We start from the raw sequence: 3,960 nt of genomic DNA, 5'->3' as shown, positions 1-3,960 counted from the left end.
TTTCATTCTCCTCAGGAAATCCAACAATTATATCAGTCCCAACAGCAATATTTTGATATATGCTCTTAATCTTTTCTACAATTTTTATATAATCACCAACTGTATATGGTCGTTTCATCATCTGAAGAATTCTGTCTGAACCAGATTGAAGAGGAAGATGTATATGAGGACATAACCTCTCACTTCCAAATAGATCTATAAGTTTAGCATTTATATGATTAGGCTCAATGGAGCTGATCCTCACTCTAAATTTCCCATCTAGAGTTATTATATCTTCAATTAGCTTCGCTAAATCCCTATCCTCATCAAAATACCTGCCTATGGAGATACCTGTGAGTATCAATTCTGGACAGCCAATGTCTATAAGTCTTCTCGAGTGTTCCAGAATTTCATGATACCCCCTGCTCCTTGGTGCCCCCCTTACTGTGGGGACGATGCAATATGCACATACCCCATCACATCCATCCTGTATTTTGATAAAGCCTCTTCTGCGGAGATGTGGGGATAGAGTCTCTGGTTGATACTTTTTGTGGAAATTTTTTTGAGAATTATCTGGTTGACAATCATCAAAACGAGAACTCAAGGGTATTCCTTCAGAATAATTCATTAATTCATAAGATTTATTTGCGCTTGCTAATATGGCATTCTTCTCATCATTTTTGAATACTGCAGAAACTCCAGGCATCCTTCTCAATCCATCCAGATCTCTATCGACCAGACAACCAGTAACCAATATTTTCCCAGATTTAGAAAACCTTGTCCCCTGACGGATATAATTCCTGCATTTTTTATCACTTCTTTCAGTAACCGTGCAGGTATTTATAATGACAATATCTGCTCTTTCACCAAAGGATTTGGGGATCCATCCGTTCTCGTAAAACTGATCGACAATTATGGATGACTCATATTGATTGACTTTGCATCCAAGTGTTTTTATTGAGAATGTTCTATCCATCCCTCTTGTCTAGATTCCTGATCTTTTTGAATGTAGTCACAATCCTATCAACAGCGGTGTAATTTGTTGAAAATGCCAGTATAATTATTACAATTATCATTGGATACTCAGCTTTGATGCCATATTCAGATAATACAACCATGAAAAATGGATGCAGTACAGAAATCGAGGAGAGCAAGAAGATCCTTTCGCCCCTCTGCATGAGACCACGATAAGACTCAATGCCGACGCTCTCCCCCTTTGCCCTTGCATAGCTTACAACTTCGGAACCAATTAGAGCCATGATGGAGGTTGAGAGAACTAAAAAATCATTTCTAAAATATAAGGCTAAACCCATAAATACAAGGCCATCACAATATCTATCAACACAGGAATCAAAGAAGGCACCTTCCTGACTTACCTGACCGGTTGTCCTTGCTAACCTGCCGTCCAGGATATCTAAAGTCCCGCTAATAATAAGTATCCACCCAGCAAAGGCGAAATTTCCTCTATAATAATAGTATCCTGAAATAAGAGCAAATACAAGCGATATCCCGGTTATCATGTTGGGAGTCAGCTTTAATATCCGAAAAATTGAAATAAATGGAAGGGTTACCCAATACCAGAATTCCCTTAGGAAAACTCCTAAAAAGGATTTATGCATTCTTTCAAGAACAATAGGGTCCTTAGCCCTTCGCGGGTAGATAAATGAAAATACAACAAGCAGTAAGATTACAAATCCATTTAAAACGATTAACGGCAGTAATGATCTTAATATCTCATTTATAATCATAGTCGGATTATCCATAATAAAGAAAGTCCTGGATAATGGCTCTAATGAAATGGAATTTATAAATAAAATTAAAGAAATAGTCAATATAATTATTCTCATTATCTTTTTTTTTATCTTTTCTTTCCGATATATATGATAAAAGGGTGATAGTAAAAAAATAAATCTTAGCCCATTTTTGAAATCTTGTTAATTTGGTCGACTTGATCCGTAAGCCCTTTTACGATGAAGCCGCTTACCTTCTTAACTAGCTGACATAGCGGATAATATTACCTAAACTACCAAAGTCAGGAGGAAGCAGATGAAGTCATATACAAAATATCTGACATTTACAACAAAGGCAAGACGTGATTACATAAATATTACTAATACAGTAAGGGATTTTGTTAGGGAAACAGGAATCAAAGAGGGTCTCTGCTTGGTAAATGCGATGCATATTACTGCCTCTGTATTTATTAACGATGCTGAAGGCGGACTCATTCAGGATTTCGATGATTTCCTAGAGAAGCTAGCTCCTCATAAGCCAATAGATCAGTACAAACATAATAATACCGGAGAAGATAATGGAGATGCTCATTTGAAGAGAACCATCATGGGACGAGAAGTGATAATTGCAGTTACAAATGGGAACCTTGATTTTGGTCCTTGGGAGCAGATCTTTTATGGTGAGTTCGATGGAAAGAGGCCAAAAAGGGTATTAGTAAAGGTAATTGGCGAATAGAGATTATCATAGATATCCCGAATAAGCATATGAGTAGGTCTTAGAAATAAACTTGACAAAATCCTGAGTAACGATAGATGACTTTGCTTAGATTTAGAAGAGTAGTTATTGAAAAGGTAATAACAAAAGTTTAATCCTGAGGGGAAAAAGGCTTTCATCTTTAGTATATAACACAGGGGTGAATTATTATTTGACTAATCTATCTAATAATAGTAATCTATACGTAGAATACATAGTTAAAAAGGATGTTTTCCAAAATCAATTATGATTTATATATGATTTATAGATGATTTTTGCCATTTTTAATCTATTAGGAAAGAATAATCTAAAAGATATTCTTATACTAACACCGCAAATAAAACATGGTTCCAAATTGCCTTAGGATTTAATTATGAAAAAAGGAATATTGCTGTTTTTATTTTCCCTTATAATTCTTTCTATACTAGGGACCACGCATGCCTATCCTCAAAAGAAGATCTTCTCCCTAATTGAGGAGGATAGATCGTTCTGGAATGAATTATTAGATGACAATACTATAAATAATAAGAATCTCTTATACGCGAGCTATATAGCCTATAAAGACAGATTGAATGATCTATCCATTGAAACATTTCAGGAGTGTATAAATAGCAATTCCACAAACAGTATAATAAATGGGATTGCAAATTACTACATCGGTAAAAATTTATTTTTAATTGGTAAATATAGAGAAGCCATAACTCGATTCTCTTATGTAAATAACATCAATCTTGCAAAGTTTAACTATATCAAGTTTGCAGCTCTATTAAACATTGCTATCACATATTATCAATTAAATGACATTGAAAAATGCAGAGAGAATATACAAAAGGTCATAAGTGGTGATATTGATGGAAAATATAAGAGAATAGCCTTAGATATTCTCTCTCAGTTGTAATAAATAACATTTACATTGATTATGAAATACTAAACTTCAACAGATATCACAAATAATCAATATGTCTTAATACTTCTTGAGTTCAAATCCCAAGTATCAACTTTGCGGTAGTAAAATATATTGCAATCCCTCCCATATCCACAAGAGTTGTCAATGCGGGGCTGGAAATTACAACAGGGTCTAACTTTATCTTTGTTGCTATCATGGGTATAACCGCTCCAAAAATTGTGGACCATATCACCTGAATGGACAGAGAAAGCGATACTAGAAAGGCAATGCTTTTAAGGCTAAATTCTGAAACCATGTTCTGGCTACCGGGGAACATTACTACCCTAAGGTATGTTAATAAACCCAGACATATGCAAAGCATTGTGCTTATAAGGAATTCCTTCCTTATCACTTTAACAATATCCCCTGGATATAACTTATTCAATGCCATAGCTCTAATAACAACTGTAGCAGACTGAGAACCTGTATTACCCCCTGCTGAGGTTAAAAGCGGCATATAAAATGCCAGGATTATTAGCCTTTCAAGAGTACCCTGGAAACTCCGAAGTATGCTGGCAGTTAATAGTCCAATAAAACCCAGAATAATAACC

At 35.1% G+C, this 3,960-nt stretch carries 5 protein-coding genes; 2 read left to right on the top strand and 3 right to left on the bottom strand.

The annotated features are described in order from the left end of the window. On the bottom strand, positions 1 to 955 hold a 955-nt coding region (locus SVZ03_05425), incomplete at its 3' end, for a MiaB/RimO family radical SAM methylthiotransferase (GenBank protein ID MDY6933650.1). After that, on the bottom strand, positions 948 to 1,727 hold the full coding sequence (locus tag SVZ03_05420) for a CDP-alcohol phosphatidyltransferase family protein (protein MDY6933649.1): 780 nt from the start codon (positions 1,725 to 1,727) through the stop codon (positions 948 to 950). The genes SVZ03_05425 and SVZ03_05420, both read right to left, overlap by 8 nt. Positions 1,728 to 2,025: 298 nt before the next feature. On the opposite strand from SVZ03_05420, the gene SVZ03_05415 reads away from it, so the two are divergent. Together SVZ03_05415 and SVZ03_05410 are read left to right on the top strand one after the other, a co-directional pair. Beyond that, positions 2,026 to 2,445, top strand: a complete 420-nt coding sequence (locus SVZ03_05415; protein ID MDY6933648.1) for a secondary thiamine-phosphate synthase enzyme YjbQ — start codon at positions 2,026 to 2,028, stop codon at positions 2,443 to 2,445. Positions 2,446 to 2,836: 391 nt separating this feature from the next. Continuing rightward, positions 2,837 to 3,361, top strand: coding sequence for a hypothetical protein (locus SVZ03_05410; GenBank protein MDY6933647.1), 525 nt, complete (start codon positions 2,837 to 2,839; stop codon positions 3,359 to 3,361). An 82-nt stretch (positions 3,362 to 3,443) separates the two neighbouring features. Here the strand turns inward: SVZ03_05410 and SVZ03_05405 are convergent. Then, on the bottom strand, positions 3,444 to 3,960 hold a 517-nt coding region (locus SVZ03_05405), incomplete at its 5' end, for a magnesium transporter (protein MDY6933646.1).

The organism is Spirochaetota bacterium (genome assembly GCA_034190085.1).
GTDB lineage: Bacteria > Spirochaetota > UBA4802 > UBA4802 > JAFGDQ01 > JAXHTS01.
This window is presented reverse-complemented; position numbering and strand designations above follow the sequence as displayed.

Excerpts from the sequence above, each read along its gene's own strand:
- SVZ03_05420 (MDY6933649.1), bottom strand. The coding sequence starts at position 1,727 with ATGATTATAAATGAGATATTAAGATCATTACTGCCGTTAATCGTTTTA.
- SVZ03_05415 (MDY6933648.1), top strand. The coding sequence starts at position 2,026 with ATGAAGTCATATACAAAATATCTGACATTTACAACAAAGGCAAGACGT.
- SVZ03_05410 (MDY6933647.1), top strand. The coding sequence starts at position 2,837 with ATGAAAAAAGGAATATTGCTGTTTTTATTTTCCCTTATAATTCTTTCT.